18 protein-coding genes are annotated in these 19,217 nt (G+C 72.7%); 8 read left to right on the top strand and 10 right to left on the bottom strand.

The annotated features are described in order from the left end of the window. Window positions 1-1,399: adenylate/guanylate cyclase domain-containing protein (locus I4I78_RS15855; RefSeq protein ID WP_218612096.1), on the bottom strand; the 1,399-nt coding region annotated here is incomplete at its 3' end. 150 nt (window positions 1,400-1,549) lie between these two features. Between I4I78_RS15855 and I4I78_RS15850 the strand changes: the two genes are divergently transcribed. The 3 genes from I4I78_RS15850 to I4I78_RS15840 all read left to right on the top strand — a co-directional run bounded on the left by I4I78_RS15850 (window position 1,550) and on the right by I4I78_RS15840 (window position 3,337). Then, window positions 1,550-2,635 (top strand): LLM class flavin-dependent oxidoreductase, encoded by a 1,086-nt coding sequence (locus tag I4I78_RS15850; protein WP_218612095.1) that lies wholly within the window; start codon window positions 1,550-1,552, stop codon window positions 2,633-2,635. Between the two features lie 124 nt (window positions 2,636-2,759). Continuing rightward, window positions 2,760-3,080: a hypothetical protein gene (locus I4I78_RS15845; RefSeq protein ID WP_218612094.1), complete on the top strand. Its 321-nt coding sequence runs from the start codon at window positions 2,760-2,762 to the stop codon at window positions 3,078-3,080. After that, window positions 3,074-3,337 (top strand): hypothetical protein, encoded by a 264-nt coding sequence (locus tag I4I78_RS15840; protein WP_218612093.1) that lies wholly within the window; start codon window positions 3,074-3,076, stop codon window positions 3,335-3,337. The genes I4I78_RS15845 and I4I78_RS15840 overlap by 7 nt, the downstream gene beginning before the upstream one ends. Window positions 3,338-3,380: 43 nt before the next feature. On the opposite strand, the gene I4I78_RS15835 is transcribed toward I4I78_RS15840, so the two are convergent. The 7 genes from I4I78_RS15835 to I4I78_RS15805 all read right to left on the bottom strand — a co-directional run bounded on the left by I4I78_RS15835 (window position 3,381) and on the right by I4I78_RS15805 (window position 10,953). Further along, entirely contained in the window at window positions 3,381-3,776 is a 396-nt protein-coding gene (locus tag I4I78_RS15835) for an SRPBCC family protein (RefSeq protein ID WP_218612092.1), read from the bottom strand. Window positions 3,777-3,866: 90 nt separating this feature from the next. Further along, window positions 3,867-5,033, bottom strand: coding sequence for a pyridoxal phosphate-dependent aminotransferase (locus tag I4I78_RS15830; RefSeq protein WP_218612091.1), 1,167 nt, complete (start codon window positions 5,031-5,033; stop codon window positions 3,867-3,869). Between the two features lie 54 nt (window positions 5,034-5,087). Next, window positions 5,088-5,633, bottom strand: coding sequence for a L,D-transpeptidase (locus tag I4I78_RS15825; protein ID WP_218612090.1), 546 nt, complete (start codon window positions 5,631-5,633; stop codon window positions 5,088-5,090). Window positions 5,634-6,106: 473 nt separating this feature from the next. After that, entirely contained in the window at window positions 6,107-7,138 is a 1,032-nt protein-coding gene (locus I4I78_RS15820; RefSeq protein WP_308252142.1) for an LLM class flavin-dependent oxidoreductase, read from the bottom strand. A 244-nt stretch (window positions 7,139-7,382) separates the two neighbouring features. Next, on the bottom strand, window positions 7,383-8,270 hold the full coding sequence (locus I4I78_RS15815) for a MaoC family dehydratase (protein WP_218612089.1): 888 nt from the start codon (window positions 8,268-8,270) through the stop codon (window positions 7,383-7,385). Continuing rightward, window positions 8,270-9,655 carry a 3-oxoacyl-ACP reductase gene (locus tag I4I78_RS15810; RefSeq protein WP_218612088.1) on the bottom strand — a complete coding sequence of 462 codons (1,386 nt, stop codon included), beginning with the start codon at window positions 9,653-9,655 and terminating at the stop codon, window positions 8,270-8,272. The genes I4I78_RS15815 and I4I78_RS15810 overlap by 1 nt, the downstream gene beginning before the upstream one ends. Further along, a complete protein-coding gene (locus I4I78_RS15805) occupies window positions 9,652-10,953 on the bottom strand; it encodes an acetyl-CoA C-acetyltransferase (protein ID WP_218612087.1) in 1,302 nt (433 codons plus the stop codon). The genes I4I78_RS15810 and I4I78_RS15805 overlap by 4 nt, the downstream gene beginning before the upstream one ends. 113 nt (window positions 10,954-11,066) lie before the next feature. Here I4I78_RS15805 and I4I78_RS15800 point away from each other — a divergent pair, with 113 nt between their 5' ends. The 5 genes from I4I78_RS15800 (at window position 11,067) to I4I78_RS15780 (ending at window position 17,186) form a co-directional block, all read left to right on the top strand. Beyond that, window positions 11,067-11,750, top strand: coding sequence for a TetR family transcriptional regulator (locus I4I78_RS15800; RefSeq protein ID WP_308252141.1), 684 nt, complete (start codon window positions 11,067-11,069; stop codon window positions 11,748-11,750). Beyond that, window positions 11,747-13,741, top strand: coding sequence for an acyl-CoA dehydrogenase (locus I4I78_RS15795; protein ID WP_218612085.1), 1,995 nt, complete (start codon window positions 11,747-11,749; stop codon window positions 13,739-13,741). The genes I4I78_RS15800 and I4I78_RS15795 overlap by 4 nt, the downstream gene beginning before the upstream one ends. A gap of 64 nt (window positions 13,742-13,805) precedes the next feature. Continuing rightward, on the top strand, window positions 13,806-14,282 hold the full coding sequence (locus tag I4I78_RS15790; protein WP_218612084.1) for an Rrf2 family transcriptional regulator: 477 nt from the start codon (window positions 13,806-13,808) through the stop codon (window positions 14,280-14,282). Window positions 14,283-14,295: 13 nt separating this feature from the next. Further along, window positions 14,296-14,751 (top strand): carboxymuconolactone decarboxylase family protein, encoded by a 456-nt coding sequence (locus tag I4I78_RS15785; protein ID WP_218612083.1) that lies wholly within the window; start codon window positions 14,296-14,298, stop codon window positions 14,749-14,751. A gap of 131 nt (window positions 14,752-14,882) precedes the next feature. Continuing rightward, window positions 14,883-17,186, top strand: a complete 2,304-nt coding sequence (locus I4I78_RS15780) for an FdhF/YdeP family oxidoreductase (RefSeq protein WP_308252140.1) — start codon at window positions 14,883-14,885, stop codon at window positions 17,184-17,186. A 19-nt stretch (window positions 17,187-17,205) separates the two neighbouring features. Here the strand turns inward: I4I78_RS15780 and I4I78_RS15775 are convergent, their stop codons facing one another. Beyond that, window positions 17,206-18,216: an alanine racemase gene (locus I4I78_RS15775; RefSeq protein ID WP_218612082.1), complete on the bottom strand. Its 1,011-nt coding sequence runs from the start codon at window positions 18,214-18,216 to the stop codon at window positions 17,206-17,208. A 21-nt stretch (window positions 18,217-18,237) separates the two neighbouring features. Next, window positions 18,238-19,217 (bottom strand): D-arabinono-1,4-lactone oxidase (locus I4I78_RS15770; RefSeq protein WP_218612081.1); only part of this gene is annotated, 980 nt, incomplete at its 5' end.

Raw genomic sequence — 19,217 nt, 5'->3', positions numbered from 1 at the left:
CGATCACCCCGCTCGGGACGGACTTGGCCAGGTCGGTCAGCCGCGCCGCCTCGTTCACCGGGTCGCCGATCACCGTGTACTCGAACCGTCGCAGGTCACCGACGTTGCCGGCGACGGCGTCACCGGCCGAGACACCGATCCCGGCCGAGATGTCGGGCATCTCCGCGGCCAGTCGCTCGGCCATCCGGCGGGCCGCAGCGAGCGCCGCGGTGGGCGGGTCGGGCAGGTCCATCGGGGCCCCGAACACGGCCAGCGCCGCGTCGCCCTCGAACTTGTTGATCCACCCGCCGGCGTGCTCCACGCACTCCACGACGACCCCGAAGAACCGGTTCAGCACGGCGACGACCTCCTCCGGAGGGCGGCGGGCGGCCATCGTGGTCGACCCGTTGAGGTCGACGAACAGCACCGCGATCGACCGCGTCTCGCCGCCGAGCCGGATCTCGTCCGGGCGGGCGGCGGCGGCCTCGGCCACCTCCCGCCCGACGTGCCGCCCGAACAGGTCGCGGATCCGCTCCCGCTCGCGCAGGCCGTCGACCATCGTGTTGAAGCCGGCCTGCAGCTGCCCGAGCTCGGTGTTGTCGTAGACCGGCACCCGGACGTCGAGGTCGCCGTCCTGCACCCGGGCCAGCGCCCGGCGGACCGCGACGACCGGGTCGGACATGGCGCGGGCGGCGCCGATCGTGGTCAGCAGCCCGACCGCGAGGGCGGTGCCGCCGATGGCCAGGATCGTGACCGCGAGCTGGGTGGGCGAGGAGTCGCCGTAGATCAGCGCGACCAGCCCGGCGAGCATCAGACCGATGGTCGGGACGGCCGTGCCGAGTGCCCAGAACCCGACCGAGCGCAGCATCACCCCGGTCACCAGCCTGCGCCGCCTCGGCGGTGCCCCGGAGAGCACCCGGGCCGCGGACCGGCGCAGGATCCGCTCCACGAGCAGGTAGCACAGGGCGCAGGTGGTGATGCCGCCGATCGCGGTCGTCGCCGTCACCGAGAACGCCAGACGCCCGGAGTACTGCAGGTTCAGCCCGCCGAACAGCAGCACCGCGGACAGCCACAGCAGCGCCAGCATCTGCACGATCCGGGCCGGTCCGTGCAGCACGATCATCCGGGCCCGCCGGTCCGGGTCCTTGGACCGCCGCCCGACCGTGAACCGCCGACGCCCCCAGTACAGCCCGAGCGGGACCGCGACCAGCAGGAAGACCCCGAGAACGCCCAGGTTGTAGATCCGTACCGAGACCTGGTCGGCGACCCCCTCCCTGGGCAGCACGAACGCGGCCAGCACCAGGACGACGGCCGCGCCGCCGACGTTGGCCAGCACCACGACGAACCCCAGCAGCAGGCGCACCTGCCACCCGACGACAGAACGGCCGGGGGTCTGGCCGTCGCCGTCGTCTTCCGTCATGACCGGAGATTCTAGGCCGAAAGGGTGAGCACGCCCCCGGGCGCACGGCACCGCATGCGGCGATTGACCCGTTGTGACCGGCGCCACTAGCGTCGAGTACCTATCGGTCGTTCGACAGGTCCGGCAAGTCCTCGACGAGGAGGCACGTTCATGCAGGTCGGCGTACTGCTGGTGTTTCAGAACTGGCACGAGAACATGACCGACGGGGAGATGTTCACCCGCGAGACGGAGCTGGGGGTGCTCGCCGAGCAGTACGGGTTCGACTCCGTCTGGGCCGCCGAGCACCACTTCGACGACTACTCGATGTGCCCGGACAACCTGCAGCTGATGTCGTACCTGGCCGGGCGGACCAGCACGATCAAGCTGGGCACCGGCGCGGTGATCCTGCCGTGGAACGACCCGGTGCGGGTCGTGGAGAAGGTCACGATGCTCGACCACCTCTCGCAGGGCCGCGTCCTGTTCGGCATGGGCCGGGGCCTGGCGAAGATGGAGTACGAGGGCTTCGGCGTCGACATGGGCACGTCACGGCAGCGCTTCGACGAGGCCGCGCCGCTGATCATGGAGGGCCTGCGCAACGGCTACGTCCAGGGCGACGGCCCGATCTACAAGCAGTCCCGGGTGGACGTGCGGCCCGGCCCGGACCCGGAGTTCGGCTGGGCCGACCGGGTCTACGGTGTCGCGATGTCGCCGGACTCGGTGCCGGCGGTGGCGAAGGTCGGCGCCCGCATGATGACGTTCATGCAGTACCCCGCCGAGCAGCACGCGGAGGCGATCAACCGTTACCGCGACATCTACCGGGAGACGCACTCCCGCGAGCCGGGGCCGGTCCTGACCCAGGACTTCGTCTACTGCCACGAGGACCCGGACGAGGCCGAGCGGGTCGCGCGGGAGTACCTGGGCCGCTACTTCCTCTCGGTGATCAAGCACTACGACTTCGCCGGGGAGCACTGGCGAGAGACCCCCGGCTACGAGGCCTACCAGGCCGGGGCGGACATGATCCGCGAGGCCGGGATGGAGGCGGCCGGGGCCGGCTACGCCGACACCCAGATCTGGGGCACCCCGGAGCAGATCGTGGAGAAGTACCGCCACCGGATCGAGGTGCTCGGCGACCACCAGCCGAACATCGCGCCGTCGTTCGCCGGGCTGCCGTTCGACAAGGTTCAGGCGAGCCTGAAGCTCTTCGGCGAGAAGGTGGTGCCGGAGCTGCACAAGATGGGGGTGGCCGTCCCCGCGTAGACCCCGGCCGGGTGGAGACCGCACGGGCGGTCTCCACCCGGGTTCGGCCCGCGGGTTGATCCGCCCGGCGCCCCCGCGGAGCAGGCTCGTCCTCGTCGTCACCCGCGAACGAGGAGCCGCCGCGATGAGCACACCTGCCGAGGTCCGCACCGCCGGGACCCGTGGCACCGGGGACGGTTCCGCCGCGCCCCCTGCGTCCGGCCCCGGGCGGCCGTCTCCGATGACCGTGCTGCGCGGCATGGCACCGTCGCTGCTGCTCGACGTCGCGCTGCCCTACCTGCTCTACCTGCTGCTGACAGGCGTCGGGATGTCGGACGTGGCGGCACTGGCCTGGTCCGCCCTGCCCGTGGTGCTCACGGTCGCCGTGACGGCGGTGCGTGCCCGCTGCTGTTCCACCTGGTGCGTGCGACCGGCGAGACCTACCGTCCGGGCCTGCGCGTGCTGATGGAGCACCAGTGGTCGGTGAACCCGGAGTACCGCACGGCGCTGCGCCGGTCGACGGCGGTCGGCGCGGTCGTGATGGCGCTCGAGGTCGGCGTGCGGCTCGTCGCGGCGGCGACCTTGCCGGTGGCCGTGGCGCTGCCGCTGCTGCAGGTCCAGTCGGTCGTCGTCTGGGTCGGGATGGGACTGCTGCTGCGCCGCGCCATGGTCCGGGCCGCGCGCCGCGGCACCCCGGCCGCCGAGCGGCACGTCACTGCTTGACGATCATGCGACGACGACAGCCACGTGCCGCTCGGTGCGGGGTTCAGGGCTCGAGCAGCTGCTTGAGGCGGGCCATGTCGGCGGTGACCGCGGCGGCGTCGCGTTCGAACTCGTCGTCGGTGACACCGTCGGCCCGGCGCAGGCTGAACACCATCTCGGCGCCGTCGGGGTGCGCGGTCACGCGCAGCGGGTTGTGCGTCACCTCGCCGGAGGGCAGCTCGACGTCGTGGTCGAGCACGCCCCACTCGTTGGCCGGGGCGAAGGTGACGGTGACCGTGCCCATCGGCGACTCGGCCCGCCACCGGCCGTCGACGTAGGCCACGCTCCCGCTCAGCCCGGCCGCCCAGCGGGGCAGGTTCGCCGGGTCGCCGGCGAACGCGTGGACGGCGGCGGGCTCAGCGCCGATGACGGTGCTGATGTGGCGGGACTCGCGACTCATGCCGTCCATCCTGGCCGCCGGCGCATCACCCGTCGTGAACGGATCGGACACGTATCGCGGTGTCGACGCGCGGCTGCGCAGGCTTCCGGCTCAGGCCTTGTCCCGCAGCCCCGCCAGGCGTCCGACGGCCTCGGTGAGCACCTCGTCGCGCTTGCAGAACGCGAACCGCACGAACGGGCGCATCGCCTCGGCACCCTCCGGCGTCCCGGCGAACACCGACACCGGCACCGCGGCCACCCCGCACAGCTCGGGCAGCTTGTAGGCCAGGTCGAAACCGTCGTCGAAGCCCAGCGGGCGGGCGTCGGTCACCACGAAGTACGTGCCGTGGGTGGCGAACACGTCGAACCCGGCCGCGCGCAGGCCCTCGGAGAGCAGGTCGCGCTTGCGGGTCAGATCGGTGATCACGGCCGAGTAGAACGCGTCGTCGAGGGCCAGGGCATTCGCCACCGCAGGCTGCAGCGGCGCGCCGCCGTGGAACGTGAGGAACTGCTTGACCGTCCGCGCCGCGCCGACCAGCTCCGGCGGGCCGTGCACCCAGCCGACCTTCCAGCCGGTCACCGAGAACGTCTTGCCGGCCGAGGAGATCGTCAGCGTGCGCTCGGCCATCCCCGGCAGCGTGGCCATCGGGACGTGCGGGGTGCCGTCGAAGGTCATGTGCTCGTAGACCTCGTCGGTCACCACGACGGCGTCGAACTCGGCGGCGAGCTCGCCGATCAGGGTGAGCTGCTCCCGGGAGAACACCGCGCCGGTCGGGTTGTGCGGGGAGTTGACCAGCACGACCTTCGTCCGGGAGGAGAAGGCGGCCCGCAGCTCGTCGGGGTCGAACGTGAAGTCCGGCGCCCGCAACGGGACGGTGCGCAGGGTCGCGCCGGACAGCGCGACCGAGGCGGCGTAGGAGTCGTAGTACGGCTCGAACGTGACGACCTCGTCCCCGGCCGTGCACAGTCCGAGAAGCGTGGACGCGATCGCCTCAGTGGCCCCGACCGTGACCAGCACGTCCGCCGGGTCGACGTCGAGGTCGTAGAACCGCTTCTGGTGCGCGGCGACGGCCTCGCGCAGCTCGATCATGCCGGGGCCGGGCGGGTACTGGTTGCGACCGGCGTCGGTGATGTTGTGCGCGGCGTCGGCGAGCAGTGACGCCGGGCCGTCGGTGTCCGGGAAGCCCTGTCCCAGGTTGATCGCCCCGGTCTCGACGGCCAGGCGCGAGATCTCCGTGAAGATCGTCGAGGTGAACGGGCGCATGCGCTCGACCAGCATGCGCCCGACCCTAGCCGCGCCCGGCCGCCGCGGCGTGCGGCAGGTGACCCGCGGCTACCGCTGCGCCCGCGCCGCCTTCTCCGCCTTCGCCGAGAGGACCTGGACCTTGTCCCCGACCTGCAGGTAGTCGAACCAGGCCTGCGCGTCCGCCCGGTTGAGGTGCACGCACCCGGCCGACGAGCGGTTCGGGCTGCCGCTGTGGAAGGCGATCCCACCGTCGTTGAAGAACACCGAGAGCGGCATCGGCGCGGGTGCGCCGCTGGGCAGCCGCGACTCCTGGCTGACGTGCGTCGCGTCCTTGCGGTAGACGCGCAGCGAGTGGCCGACCGGGGTGGCCTGCCCGTTGCCGCCGGTCGCGACCGGCACCGGACCGCGCAGGATCTTGCCGTCCCGGATCAGCCACGCCTTCTGCGAGTCCAGGTCCACGCACGCCTTGGCGGTGACCGTGCACGGGGTGCCCGGGACCTGCGCCTCCCGGTACGCGGCCTCCGCGGCGGGGGTTCCGGCCAGTGCCGTTCCGGCGAGCACCAGACCGGCCGTCGCGACCATGCCGGCGATGACGGCCCGGCGACGGCCTCGGATGCGGCGGATGTCGCTCATCGAACTCCTCGAACTCCTCGCTCGGGGTACGAGCGGTGGCCCGTCCCCCGCAGAGTCGACGCCTCGGGCGCCCCCGGGTTGCCCGCGATCTGCGCGCCCGGCGTGTCGGTGCGGGAGTGTCCGGTCGTACCGGGTGAATCGGGCACGACCAGGGAGCGCGCGGAACCTAGTCGAGCCCGCGCACGATGTGCGACTCGTCGGCCTCGGTGGCGTCGTTGCGGTCGGACCGCGCCGGCTCGGCACGGACCAGGATGTCGGTGGTCTGCACGATGGGACTCCTCCCGTTGCGGTGGACCCGGCGGCGCCGGGACCACTCCGTCCAGCATGGCCGTCGGGTGGCGCGGGATACGAGCCCCGGACCGTCAGACCATCGTCAAGAACTGAATGCTGAACATGTCGGGAACGGAAGTCACGCCGTTTCGGATCTGTTCCGTTTCCTGAACCGGTTCAGGTGCCGAGTTCGGTCCGAAACGCTAGTTCCGCAGCGCCGCCCGCACCTGCGGCATCACCTGCGTCGCCAGGTACTCGACGCGCTCGGAACCGGACTCGACGCTCTCGCCCGGCAGCTGCGCCCAGAAGTGCACGTCGCGGATCTGCGGGCATCCGCGCAGCAGCGCCGTGAGCTCGGCGACCGCGGTGGCGCCGTCCCACAGCTGGAACGCGCCCGCGTCCACGATCGACTGCGCGTCCGGGAAGCGCGGGACCTCGTCCGGCGGCCCGAACGCGCCCCAGGAGATGTACTCGTTGAGCTGGTAGAGGGCGTGCCCACCGATCCGGGCCCAGGTCCGCTCCGGATCCTCGGCGATCACCGCCCACTGCCCGGCGTAGATCCTGGCGTCGGCGACCGGGCGCCCGACCCGCTCGCACGCGGCGAGGTAGGACGCCTGGTGCGCGTTCTGGGTGCTGAGGAACCCGTCGGCGATCCGGGCCGCGCGCTCGATCGCGACGTCGGCCATGGCACCGACGAGCAGCCGCGGCGGCCGCTCGGGCACCGGCGTGACCGGCAGCGCGGGCAGCGAGTAGCGCCTGCCCTCGAACGGCTCCCGGGACCCGGACCAGGCGCGACGGATCACCGCGACGCCCTCCTCCAGCAGGCTCGGCCGGTTCACCACCTTCTTGCCGAACGCCGCGAACTCGCGTTCCCAGTAGCCCTGCCCGACGCCGAGGTCGAACCGGCCGCCGGTGAGCAGCGAGAGCGTCGCGGCGTCCTCGGCGAGGCGGATCGGGTCGTGCAGCGGCGAGACGATCAGGTTCGTGCCGATCCGCATCGACGTCGTGCGCTGCCCGATCGCGGCGGCCAGCACGAACGGCGAGGGGCTGTAGCCGTCGTCGCAGAAGTGGTGCTCGGTGAGCCAGACCGATCCCAGACCGAGGCTCTCCGCCCACGCGATCTGGTCCAGGACCTCGGCGTAGAACCGGGAGAACGGTCGGTCCGGGTCGGGATTGCGGAAGTCGTACCAGAGCCCGAACGTGGGCTCCTCGATCGGCGCGTCGGATCCGGACACGGGACCTCCCAGGGTGACGTGGGCCACGCTGCCCACGCCACACGCCGATTCTCTACCAACCGCCCGTCCGGTGTCACTAGCTCGGGCTCACTCGCGCGAACGAGCGGCGCTCTCGTCCGAACCATTGCGACGAGAGCGCCGCTCGCCCAAGGTCGCCGAACCCGGCTCCGCGCAGCGAGCGGAGCTCCCGTCGGAACTGTTGCGACGAGATCGCCGCTCGTCTGCGCCGGGTGCGGGTGCGGGGTCAGGCGGGGGTGACGCGGCCGGTCAGGTGCACCTTGTCCGGCTTGCGTGCGGAGCGGACGGCCAGGGACCAGTCCGGCCCGGAGCGCTCGGTCACCAGCTCCACGGTGGACGGCAGGAGCAGCGGCTTGCGGAACACCACGTCGTAGGTCGCGGCGTCCGGGATCCGGCCCTGCAACGCCGCCACGGCCCGGGCGGCGGTCCACATGCCGTGCGCGATCGCGCGCGGGAAGCCCATCGCCTTCGCCGTGAGCGGGTGCAGGTGGATCGGGTTGACATCGCCGCTGGCCGCGGCGTAGCGCCGCCCGGTGTCACCGGCGACCTTCCAGGTGGCGGCGCCGGTCCCGGTGGGGGTCGACGGCTCGGCGATGTCGGTGCCCGGCGGGTTGTCCGCCGGTGCCTCGGCGCCCCGGGCCAGGTAGGTGCTGCGCCCCTCCCACACCAGCTCCTCGCCCACACGGGCCTCGGCGACGAGGTCCACCTGCGCACCCTTCGGATGGGCGACGAACCGGTCCGCGTGCACCCGCAGGTCCAGCGTCTCGTCCGGCGTGACGGCCCGGTGCGCGGTGATCCGGTTGGCCAGGTGCACCAGCCCGGGCAGCGGCAGCGGGAACGACCGGTCGGCCATCAGCACGACCTGCAGCGGGAACGCCAGCACGTGCGGGTAGGTCAGCGGCAGCGCGCCGCCGATGCCGAACCCGCAGGCCAGGGCGTAGTCGGCGAGGTGCTCCTGCTCGACGCTCACCCCGCGGCGCACGATCTCGCGCGCCGGGAGATCGCGCCCGCCACCACCGGGCAGCGCGGCGCCGGCGGCCGCGCGGGCGTAGAGCGGCCCGAGCGACGGCGGCCCGTCCAGCTCGGTGACCTTCCGGTCCACAGAGGCGGTCATCAGGCCCCCAGCATCGACTGGCCGCACACGCGCACGACCTGCCCGTTGACGCCGCCGCTCTCGGCCTGCCCGAGCCAGCCGATCGTCTCCGCGACGTCCACCGGCAGGCCACCCTGCTTGAGGCTGTTCACCCGTCGTCCGGCCTCGCGGGTACCGATCGGCATGTGGCCGGTCATCTCGGTCTCGATGAACCCGGGCGCGACCGCGTTGATCGTCGCGCCGCGCTCGGCGAACTTCGGCGCCAGCGCACGGACCATGCCGATCACACCGGCCTTGGACGCGGCGTAGTTCGTCTGGCCGCGGTTGCCGGCGATGCCGCTCTGCGAGGACACGCAGACGATCCGGGCCGCCTCGTTCAGGACCGAGCTCTCCAGCAGCGCCGCGTTGATCTTCAGCTGGGCCCCGAGGTTCACCGCGAGCACCGAGTTCCAGCGGTCCTCGGTCATGTTGGCCAGCAGCTTGTCCCGGGTGATGCCGGCGTTGTGCACCACGAGGTCCACACCGCCGTGGCGCTGCTCGAGGTGCGAGATCAGGCGCGCGGGGGCGTCGTCGGCGGTGATGTCGAGCTGCAGCGCGGTGCCGCCGGTGCGGTTCGCGGTCTTCGCCAGACCCTCGCCCGCCGCGGGGATGTCCACGGCGACGATCGTCGCGCCGTCGCGGGCCAGGGTGTCGGCGATCGCGGCGCCGATCCCGCGGGCCGCCCCGGTGACGACGGCGACGCGCCCGCGCAGGGGCAGGTCCGGGTCGTGCGGGTCGTCCATCCCGGCCGGGTCGAGCGTCGGCCCGACCGGCGCGCCGACGTGCACGTTCTGCCCGTCCACGTAGGCCGAGCGGGAGGACAGGAAGAACCGGACCGACGAGTCCACCGCGGACGGTGCCGCGTCGCCGGAGACGATCAGCAGGTTCGCGGTGGCGCCGAAGCGCAGCTCCTTGCCGATCGAGCGGACGAACCCGTCGAGCGACTGGGCGACCGCGGCGGCCTCCGCCCCGGACGCCTCACCCGGCTCGGCGCCGAGCAGCAGGACGCGCCCGGACGGACCGAGCTTCTTCACCGCGGGGGTGAGGATCTCCCTTGCCGCGGCCAGGTCGGCCAGCGTCGTCGCGCCGGTCAGGTCCAGCACCGCCGCGTTCAGCTTCTCCTCACCTGCGGTGTCGATGCTCGTTCTGCTCTCGCTCCTCTCGGCGGTCACGACGCGCTGCCCGTTCTCCTCCACGAGCGCGGAGATCGGCTTGGCGAACCGGCCGTCGCCGACGCTCGTGACCAGTACCGGGCCGGAGAGCAGCGCCTGCCCCGGCTCGAACCGGCGCAGGCGCGGGACCGTCGGGAGCCCGAGCTGCTTGGCGACGGGAGTGTTCGAGAGGTTGCTCAGAAGGTCGTTGCTCATGCCTTCGCCTCCAGGATCGCGACGACGCCCTGGCCGCCCGCGGCGCAGATCGAGATCAGGCCGCGCTGGTCCTTGTTCTCCTCGGTGGCCCGCTCGCGCAGGAGCTTGGCCAGGGTGGCGACGATCCGCCCGCCGGTCGCGGCGAACGGGTGCCCGGCGGCCAGCGAGGAGCCGGCCACGTTCAGCTTCGTGATGTCGATCGGGCCCAGCGGGGCGTCGAGGCCGAGGCGCTCCTTGGCGAACGCCGCGTCCTCCCACGCCTTCTGGGTGGCCAGCACCGTGGACGCGAACGCCTCGTGGATCTCGTAGAGGTCGAAGTCCTGCAGCGTCAGACCGTTGCGGGCGAGCATCCGCGGCACCGCGTAGACCGGCGCTGTGAGCAGCCCGTCCGGGCCGTGCACGTAGTCCACGGCCGCGGTCTCGGAGTCCACCACGTGCGCCAGCACCGGCAGCCGGTGCTCGGCGGCCCACTCGTCGGAGCCGAGGAGCACCAGCGCGGAGCCGTCCGTGAGCGGCGTGGAGTTGCCGGCGGTCATGGTCGCGTCGGGTCCCTTACCGAAGACCGGCTTGAGCTTGCCCAGCTTCTCCACCGACGAGTCGGCGCGCAGGTTGTTGTCCTTGGTGAGCTTCAGGTACGGCGTGACCAGGTCGTCGAAGAAGCCGCGGTCGTAGGCGGCGGCGAGGTGCTGGTGGCTGGCCGCGGTGAGCTCGTCCTGCTCGGCCCGGCCGATGCCCCACTCCAGCGCCGTGCGGGCGGCGTGCTCGCCCATCGACAGGCCGGTGCGCGGCTCGGAGTTCTGCGGGATCTCCGGCACGATCTGGCCCGGGCGCAGCTGCCCGACCAGCTTGAGCCGGTCCACCGGCGACTTCGCGGCGTTGAGCCGGACCAGGACGCGGCGCAGGTCGTCGTGCAGCGCGATCGGGGCGTCGGAGGCGGTGTCCACACCGCCGGCGACGCCGCTCTCGATCTGCCCCAGGGCGATCTTGTTGGCCACCGCGATCGCGGCCTGCAGGCCGGTGCCGCACGCCTGCTGGACGTCGTATGCGGCGGTCGCCGGGTCCAGGCGGCTGCCCAGGACGGCCTCGCGCGTGAGGTTGAAGTCGCGCGAGTGCTTCAGGACCGCACCGGCGACGACCTCGCCGAGCCGCTCGCCGGAGAGCCCGAAGCGGGCCACCAGACCGTCGAGGGTGGCGGTGAGCATGTCGAGGTTGGACGCGCGGGAGTAGGCGCCGTTCGCGCGGGCGAACGGGATCCGGTTGCCGCCGATGACGGCGGCGCGCCGGGTGCTGGCAGGCATGGGGACGTCCCTCCTGGGATGCGGGCCGCGGGCCGGCCCTGGTGTCGGTGCGGTGACGTACGTCTGCGTACCACCGGTAGCCGATACTTACGGTACACGGTACCGTGGGTGCCGTGAAGACGGCACGGGATCGACGCGACAGCCGCTGGGACGCCCACCGCGAGCAGCGGCGCACCCAGCTGGTCGGCGCCGCGATCGGCGCCATCCGCCGGCACGGCGCCGGCGTCGGGATGGACGACGTCGCCGCGTCCGCCGGGACCAGCAAGACCGTGGTCTACCGGCACTTCGGTGACCGGAGCGGGCTCTACACCGCGGTGTGCGAGTCCGTCGCGGCCGTGCTCGTGGGCGAGATCCGGCGAGCCACCACCGAGGCGATGACCGCCCCGGACGGCGGGCCGCGCTCCGCGGTCTCGGCCGGGATCGACGCCTATCTCCGACTCATCGAGTCCGATCCCGAGCTCTACCGCTTCGTGGTCCACCGGCCGTTGCTCGTCCAGCCCAGCGGCTCCCGGGCCACGACGCCACCGCAGTCAGCCGATCCGGTGAACGACCTGGTCTCCGTCATCGGCGACGAGATCGCGACGGTCATCGGGGACCGTCTGCGCAGTACCGGCACCGAACCCGGCGACGCCGCCCGCCCCTGGGGCCACGCCGTCGTCGGACTGGTCCGCGGCGCGGCGGACGACTGGCTGGTCCGGCCGAGCGGCATGACCCGCGCGCGGCTCGCCACACACCTCACCGACCTGGCCTGGTCCGGACTCTCCGGCCTGGCATCCCATGTGCAGGAGGATTCATGACTCGCACACCCACCCCCGCTCCCTCCGTCGAAGCCCTGCGCCACGTCGTCGACGGGCGCTGGGCGAACGTCCGGGACGAGACCCGCGAGCAGATGGGCCGGTACGGCCTGGCCGCCGACCCGGACTTCACCTCCGAGCAGTACCGGGCCTGGGTGCTCGAGGCGCTCAAGCCCCTGATCGCCTCCGGCCGCCCGCTCACCGGCTTCGACCCGTCCGTCGGCGGCCAGGGGGACGTGGGCGGCGTCGTCACCTCGTTCGCCATGCTCGCCTACGGGGACCTGTCCCTACTGGTCAAGGCGGGCGTGCAGTGGGGCCTGTTCGGTGGCGCCGTGCAGGTCCTGGGTACTTCTCGTCACCACGAAAAATACCTGCGCAAGATCATCGACGGCGAGCTGCTCGGCTGCTTCGCCATGACCGAGACCGGGCACGGCTCGGACGTGCAGCACCTGCACACCACGGCCACCTACGACCGGGCCACCGAGGAGTTCGTGATCGACACCCCGCACCCCGGGGCGCGCAAGGACTACATCGGCAACGCCGCCCGCGACGGCCGGATGGCGGTCGTGTTCGCGCAGCTGCACGTCGGTGAGAAGTCACCCGGCGTGCACGCGTTCCTGGTCCCGCTGCGCGACGAGAACGGCACCGTGCTGCCCGGCGTCGAGGTCACCGACGACGGCCGCAAGGCCGGCCTGAACGGTGTCGACAACGGCCGGCTGGCGTTCGCCGGCGTGCGGGTCCCGCGCGAGAACCTGCTCAACCACTTCGCCGACGTCGCCGCGGACGGCACCTACTCCAGCTCGATCGACAACGAGACCGCGCGCTTCTTCACCATGCTGGGCACGCTGGTCCGCGGCCGGATCAGCGTCGCGGGCGGTGCCGGTGCGGCCGCGCAGAAGGCGCTGACACTGGCGGTCCGCTACGGCGAGCAGCGCCGCCAGTTCTCCGACCCCTCCTCCGGCGAGGAGATCGCCGTTCTGGACTACCTCGCCCATCAGCGCAAGCTGCTGCCCGCACTGGCCACGAGCTACGCGATGCAGTTCGCCCAGGACGACCTGGTGGCCCGGATGCACGAGATCCAGGCTCCGGGCAAGCCGGCCGTCGGCGCCCGGGAGCAGCGCCGGCTCGAGCAGTCCGCGGCCGGGATCAAGGCGATCGCCACCTGGCACGCCACGGCGACGATCCAGACCTGCCGCGAGGCCTGCGGCGGCGCCGGGTACCTGGAGGAGAACCTGCTGCCGGCGCTCAAGGCCGACACCGACGTGTTCACCACGTTCGAGGGCGACAACACCGTCCTGCTGCAGCTGCTGGCCAAGGAGCTGCTCTCCGACTACGGCCGGACGATCAAGAAGGGCAACCCGCTCGGCATCGCCCCGCTGCTCGGACGCCAGCTGGCCAGCGTCGGCGCCGAGCGCACCGGGCTCGCCTCGCTGCCGCGCCGGGTCCCGGGCGTCTCGCCCGATATCACCGACCGGCGCCGGCGCAGCACCCTGCTGCAGGTCCGTCGCGACGACACCCTGGCCACCGCGATCCGCACCCTCGCCCCGGCCATGCGCAAGGGCAACGACGAGTTCACGGTGTTCAACTCCGCGCAGGACCTGCTGCTGACCGCGGCCCGGGCGCACGTGGACGCGGTGGTCGAGGAGTCGTTCCGCAACGCCGTCGAGCGCGCTACCGAGAGCCGCGAAGGCGGGACGAGCACGGACACCGACCCGCAGGTCCGGGCCCTGCTGGAGCGGGTCTACGACCTGCACGTCCTGTCGGTGATCGACCGCGAGCGGGCCTGGTACCTGGAGACGGGGCGGCTCACCGCGGCCGAGTCGCGGCGGATCCGCCCGCTGGTCAACGAGCTGTGCGCCGAGCTGCGCCCGCACGCGCGACTGCTCGTGGACGCGTTCGGCATCCCGGAGGCCTGGCTCTCCGCGCCGATGCTGGACGGGCCCGCCCCGCTGCCCACCGCGGCCGGCGTCGCGGACGTGGTGACCGCGGGCTGAGCGCGACGGGACGGCCCCGGCCATATCCTTGACATCAACTATCCTGGATATTTAGAGTCCAGATATGCGGATGGCCGAGGGCGTGGAGTGGGCGATGCACTCCTGCGTCAACCTGAGCTGGCTGGACGGTCACGGGCCGGTGCCTGCGGCTCGTCTGGCCGGGCTCTACGACCTGCCCGCGCCGTACCTGAACAAGCAGCTGCAGGCCCTGGTCCGGGCCGGGGTCCTCACCTCGGTCTCCGGCCCGCGCGGCGGGTTCCGGCTCGCCCGCGCCCCGGAGGAGATCTCGCTGCTCGACGTGGTGGTGGCGGTGGAGGGCCCGGAGGAGGCGTTCCGCTGCACCCAGATCCTGCGCAACGGCCCGGGAGGCGACGCGAGCGTCGACTACCGGCAGCACTGTGCGGTCTCGCAGAGCATGCGCCGCGCCGAGCTGGCCTGGCGGCAGGAACTGGCCGGACGCACCATCGCCGACGTCGGCCACGACGTCGTCTCGCACACCCCCGCGGCGGCGGAACGGGTCCGCGCCGCGCTCGCCCCCTGAGCCGGAGGACACCGTGAAGCCACGTATCGAGAACCCCTACGCGATCGTCCCGGACAGCTACCGCGCCCTGCTGGCGCTGGAGAAGTCCACCCGGGACCCGGCGCTGCCGCACGCGATCCAGGAGCTGGTCCGGCTGCGTGCCAGCCAGATCAACGGGTGCGGCTTCTGCGTCGACATGCACTCGCACGACGCGAAGGCCGGCGGCGAGACCGACGAGCGGCTGTTCGCCGTCGCGGCCTGGCGGGAGGCGCCGTGGTTCACCGACGCCGAGCGTGCCGCGCTGGCGCTGACCGAGGCCGCGACCCGGCTCTCCGACCGCGGCGACGCCGTCCCGGACGAGGTGTGGGACGCCGCCGCCGACGAGTTCGACGAGAAGGCTCTCGCGGTGCTGGTCACCACGATCGCCACGATCAACGCGTGGAACCGGATCTCGGTGGTGACCCGGCAGATCGCCGGCAGCCACCGCTGAGCCCGGCCCGGGGACGGGCCCGGCCGCGCGTGCGCGAGGACACTCACCGAGGCGGACCGGTCGTCCCTAGACTCGGACACGCGGGTGGTGGATCACCACCGCGTGTCCGTTCCCCAGCCTGGCGAGGTTCTGTGTCCACACCCCCGATCGACCCGCCCGCCGCCCACCCCGAGGACCGGCACATCTCGGTCAGCGAGCGTAAGACCTACGCCGCGGGTCTGCCGGCGGTCGCGGTGAGCATGCTGCGGTCGCTGCGCCAGCAGGGGCCGAAGAAGTCGGCGAAGAACCTGCTCGGGCTCAACCAGGTCGACGGGTTCGACTGCATGAGCTGCGCCTGGCCGGACCCGGAGCCGGGCGAGCGGCACACCGCCGAGTTCTGTGAGAACGGCGCGAAGGCCGTCGCGTGGGAGGGCCACCGCTCCCAGGTCGGCCCGGAGTTCTTCGCCGAACACTCGATCGCCGACCTGGCCACGCGCACCGGGTTCTGGCTGGAGAGCCAGGGCCGGCTCACGCACCCGATGGTGCGCCGGGGCGGGGGCACGCACTACGAGCCGATCTCCTGGGAGGACGCGTTCGACCTGGTGGGTGCGCACCTGCGCGCCCTGGACAGCCCGGACGAGGCGCTGTTCTACACCTCAGGACGGGCGTCGAACGAGGCCGCCTTCACCTACCAGCTCTTCGCCCGCGCCTACGGCACGAACAACATGCCGGACTGCTCGAACATGTGCCACGAGTCGACCTCGGTCGGGCTGGCGCAGGCGATCGGGATCGGCAAGGGCTCGGTCAGCCTGCGCGACATCCACGAGGCCGAGCTGATCGTCATCTCCGGGCAGAACCCGGGCACGAACCACCCGCGGATGCTCTCCGCACTGGAGATCGCCAAGCAGAACGGCGCCAAGATCCTGGCGATCAACCCGCTGCGCGAGGCCGGGCTGCTCAAGTTCGACAACCCGCAGACCCCGCGCGGCATCGTCCGCGGCACCGACCTGGCCGACGAGTTCCTGCAGATCCGCTCGGACGGCGACCTCGCCCTCTGGCAGGCCTTCGGGCACCTGCTGCTGGCCCGCGAGGAGCGCGAGCCGGGCAGCGTGGTGGACCGGGAGTTCGTCGAGCGGCACACGGACGGCTACCAGGCCTACGCGGCGCACGTCGCCGACGTCGACCCGGAGACCGTCTGCGCCGCGACCGGTCTCGAATGGGCCCAGATCGAACGTGCCGCGGACATGCTGGCGAGCTCGAAGCGGACCGTGAACTGCTGGGCGATGGGCATCACCCAGCACCGCAACGCCGTCGCCACGATCAAGGAGTTCGTCAACGTCGCCCTGCTCCAGGGCATGATCGGCAAGCCGGGTGCCGGGCTGTGCCCGGTCCGCGGGCACTCCAACGTGCAGGGCGACCGCACCATGGGCATCTGGGAGCAGGTCCCGGACTCGTTCCTGGCCGCGCTCGGCGAGGAGTTCGGCTTCGAGCCGCCGCGCGAGCACGGCTTCGACGCGATCGCCTCGGTGCAGGCGCTGCGCGACGGCCGGGCGTCGGTCTTCGTCGGGCTGGGCGGCAACTTCGCCGCGGCGATGTCGGACACCGAGGTCACCGAGAAGGCCCTGGAGTCGTGCCGGCTGACCGTGCAGATCTCCACCAAGCTCAACCGCAGCCACGTCACCGCAGGCGGGGACGCGCTGATCCTGCCCACGCTCGGGCGCACCGAGAAGGACCTGACGGGCGGACGCGTGCAGCGGGTCACCGTCGAGGACTCGATGTCGGCCGTGCACGCCTCCCGCGGCCGGTCCACGCCGGTCGGTGAGCTGCTGCGCTCCGAGGTGGACATCCTCTGCGGCATCGCCCAGGCCACCCTGGGCGACCGCTACGGCATCCCGTGGGCGTCGTTCGCGGCCGACTACGACCGGATCCGGGACCGGATCGGGCGCGTCGTCCCCGGCTGCGAGGCCTACACCGAGAAGATCGCCCGCCGGGGCGGCTTCACCCTGGCGCACCCGCCGCGCGACTCCCGGACGTTCCCGACCGCGTCCGGCATGGCCGAGTTCACGGTCAGCCCGATGACGGTCACCTCGGTGCCCGAGGGGCGGCTGGTGCTGCAGACGATCCGCAGCCACGACCAGTTCAACACGACGATCTACGGCCTCGACGACCGTTACCGCGGCGTCCACGCCGGACGTCGGGTGGTGTTCATCTCGGACGAGGACCTGCGCGAGCTGGGCCACGCCGACGGCGACATGGTCGACCTCATCAGCGAGTGGACCGACGGAGTCGAGCGCCGAGCCGACGGGTTCCGCCTGGTCTCCTACTCGACCCCGAAGGGCTGCGTGGCGGCCTACTACCCGGAGACGAACCCGCTGGTCCCGCTGGAGTCGTACTCCGAGCAGAGCCGCACGCCGACCTCCAAGTGGGTCGTCATCCGGTTGGAGCCCGCCCGCTAGTCGGATCAGTCGGGCCCGGTCACCAGCCGCGCATGTCGACCGGCCAGCGCTCGAGGACGGTGTCGCCGTCGACGAGGTACATCGCCTCGTGCAGGGCGACGGTCGGGTCGACGTGCGAGGGCAGCACCCGGATGCGGTCGCCGACGTGCACGCGGGCCTCCGGGGCGAACGTCGTGTGCTCGTCGGAGCAGAACCAGACCTGCGCGCCGGGCACGGTCGGGTTGCCGTGGTCGAGGCTCATCGCCTTGAGCCCCGCGTCGACGACGGCGTGCGCGTCCGAGACCGAGGTCACGGTGCCGAGTACGGACAGGGCCTGGCCGAACGGCAGGCCCTGCTCGGCGTAGGCGGTGTCCATCAGCGCGTACGAGCCGGCCTGGACCTCGGTGACGGCGGTGTTCTCCCGGTAGGTCCCGGTGCCGCCGCCGGTGACCAGATCGGACGCCACGAGTCCCTCCCGGGCCAGCTCCGCGGCGACCCGCGCCAGCGGCGTCACCGCCTCGGTCACCATCCGGGCCCGCTCGGCCTCCGGACGGACCATCATCAGGTGGCCCTCGTAGCCCATCACGCCGCGCACCTCGAGCCCGGCGCGTCCGGCGTCGCGGGCCAGGTCGACCGCGCGTTCCGGCGGGGCGCCGCAGCGCGGGAGCCCCACCGCGACGTCGATGACGACCTCGCGCACCCCGCCGCGCACCGCGGCCGCGATCGTCTCCCGGGAGTCCACGGCCAGGGTGACCCGCGAGCCGTCGCGGACCAGCGCGCCGAGCCGTGCGGTGTCGAGCACCTCGTTGGCCAGCAGCAGGTCCCCGCCGAGACCGGCCGCGGCGAGCACCTCGCACTCCCGGACGGTGGCGCAGGTGAAACCGGGATGGCCGTCGTCACGCTGGCGGCGGGCCAGCTCACTGCACTTGTGCGCCTTGACGTGCGGGCGCAGGCGCGCTCCCGGCAGCGCTGCGCTCATCGTGTCCAGGTTGGACCGCAGGGTCTCCCGCTCGACCAGCAGCGCGGGGGTGGTCAGCTCGTCGACATGCACCCGTCCACCCTGCCCCGTGGGTCAACCGAGGACGCGGGCGATGTGCGGGTTGGTGAACCGGCGCTGCGGGTCCAGGCGGTCGCGGACCGCCGCGAACCGGTCCCAGGCCGGGTAGAGCGGTGCCAGGTCGGCGGCGTCGAGCAGGTGGCGCTTGCCCCAGTGCGGGCGCCCGCCGAACGAGCGGGCGATGTCGCCCACGGCCCGGAAGTAGGGCTCCCACGCCATCCCCCGGTACATGTGCGCGGCGACGTAGACGGTGTCGCGGTCCCATGCCGGGCTGAGGAACGCGTCGGTGTCGGCGGCGGCGAACCGGACCTCGATCGGGAGGTTGACGTCGTGCCGGCTGCCGGCCAGGTGGATCGCGCGCACGGCGTCGTGCGCGGCGGCGCGCGGCATCGCCCACTCGGTCTCGGTGAAGCGCACGGTGCGCCGGGTACAGAACACCCGGTGGCTGCGGTCGGTGCGCTCGACCGGGCGCAGTGCCGCGACCGCGGCCCGGTTGAGCAGCGGGATCACCGCCGGCGCGGCGCGCCCGGCCCGGCACGCCACATCCAGGGCACGGTTCTGCAGCAGCGTCTCGTCGACGAAACGCGACAGCGCGCCCTGCGGGGCGGCCGGGGAGCCGGTGCGGTCGTTGACCCGCATCAGCGCCGTGTCGGTGTGCGGGAACAGGTGGAACTCGACGTGGTCGTGGCCGTGGACGAGCTCGTCGAGCCGGAACAGCGTCTCGGCCAGTGGCATCGGCCGGTCCCGCGCGCGGAGCCGGAACGCCGGGACCACGTCCAGCCCGACGGCGGTGACGACGCCGAGCGCGCCGAGCGACACCCGCGCCGCGGCGAGGGTCTCCGGGTCGTCACGGGTCAGCGTGCGGACGGCGCCGTCCGCGGTGACCAGCTCCAGGCTCGTGACCCGGGTCGCGAGGGTGCCGAGCCCGAGGCCGGTGCCGTGGGTGGCGGTGGCGATCGCCCCGCCGACGGTCTGGGCGTCGACGTCGCCGAGGT

This window comes from Pseudonocardia sp. KRD291 (assembly GCF_019263595.1).
Classification (GTDB): Bacteria; Actinomycetota; Actinomycetes; order Mycobacteriales; family Pseudonocardiaceae; genus Pseudonocardia.
The sequence above is the reverse complement of the archived record's forward strand: the minus strand, read 5'-3'. Positions and strand labels throughout refer to the sequence as shown.

Excerpts from the sequence above, each read along its gene's own strand:
- I4I78_RS15850 (WP_218612095.1), top strand. The coding sequence starts at position 1,550 with ATGCAGGTCGGCGTACTGCTGGTGTTTCAGAACTGGCACGAGAACATG.
- I4I78_RS15845 (WP_218612094.1), top strand. The coding sequence starts at position 2,760 with ATGAGCACACCTGCCGAGGTCCGCACCGCCGGGACCCGTGGCACCGGG.
- I4I78_RS15835 (WP_218612092.1), bottom strand. The coding sequence starts at position 3,776 with ATGAGTCGCGAGTCCCGCCACATCAGCACCGTCATCGGCGCTGAGCCC.
- I4I78_RS15830 (WP_218612091.1), bottom strand. The coding sequence starts at position 5,033 with ATGCTGGTCGAGCGCATGCGCCCGTTCACCTCGACGATCTTCACGGAG.
- I4I78_RS15825 (WP_218612090.1), bottom strand. The coding sequence starts at position 5,633 with ATGAGCGACATCCGCCGCATCCGAGGCCGTCGCCGGGCCGTCATCGCC.
- I4I78_RS15815 (WP_218612089.1), bottom strand. The coding sequence starts at position 8,270 with ATGACCGCCTCTGTGGACCGGAAGGTCACCGAGCTGGACGGGCCGCCG.
- I4I78_RS15810 (WP_218612088.1), bottom strand. The coding sequence starts at position 9,655 with ATGAGCAACGACCTTCTGAGCAACCTCTCGAACACTCCCGTCGCCAAG.
- I4I78_RS15805 (WP_218612087.1), bottom strand. The coding sequence starts at position 10,953 with ATGCCTGCCAGCACCCGGCGCGCCGCCGTCATCGGCGGCAACCGGATC.
- I4I78_RS15795 (WP_218612085.1), top strand. The coding sequence starts at position 11,747 with ATGACTCGCACACCCACCCCCGCTCCCTCCGTCGAAGCCCTGCGCCAC.
- I4I78_RS15790 (WP_218612084.1), top strand. The coding sequence starts at position 13,806 with ATGCGGATGGCCGAGGGCGTGGAGTGGGCGATGCACTCCTGCGTCAAC.